Below are 307 nucleotides of genomic sequence, written 5' to 3'. Positions count from 1 at the left end.
GGATCGGTTTCATCAACCAACGTAATTTCAAAGTCAACCGAGGCAGTGTTTCCTGCGTTATCTTCGGCTGTGAGCGTAATGGTTTGTGTTGTTCCATGTCCACTGAAAACATCTCCAACCGCTGGGGTTTGAGTCACCTCCACTGACGAATCACAGTTGTCTGTAGGAGAAATTTCTGAAGTGTAGTCAGGGATAACAAAGTCACAATTCGTATCCAGCGATTCGTTTCGGTCTAGTGGATTTTCAGAGATGACCGGGTCGATGTCGTCAATCAAAGTGATTTCAAAACTGGTACTGGTTGTGTTTC

The 307-nt window shown here is 45.0% G+C and carries 1 protein-coding gene; it reads right to left on the bottom strand.

Annotation, left to right across the window (positions count from 1 at the left end; all coding sequences use genetic code 11):
* The coding region (locus ABHV44_RS16275) for an HYR domain-containing protein (RefSeq protein WP_459075771.1) at positions 1-307 on the bottom strand (307 nt) is incomplete at both ends.

Source organism: Halocola ammonii, from assembly GCF_049334165.1.
GTDB lineage: Bacteria > Bacteroidota > Bacteroidia > Flavobacteriales_D > Sanyastnellaceae > JBEGHD01.
Note: the sequence above shows the minus strand (reverse complement) of the source record. Positions and strands in the feature narration are given on the sequence as shown.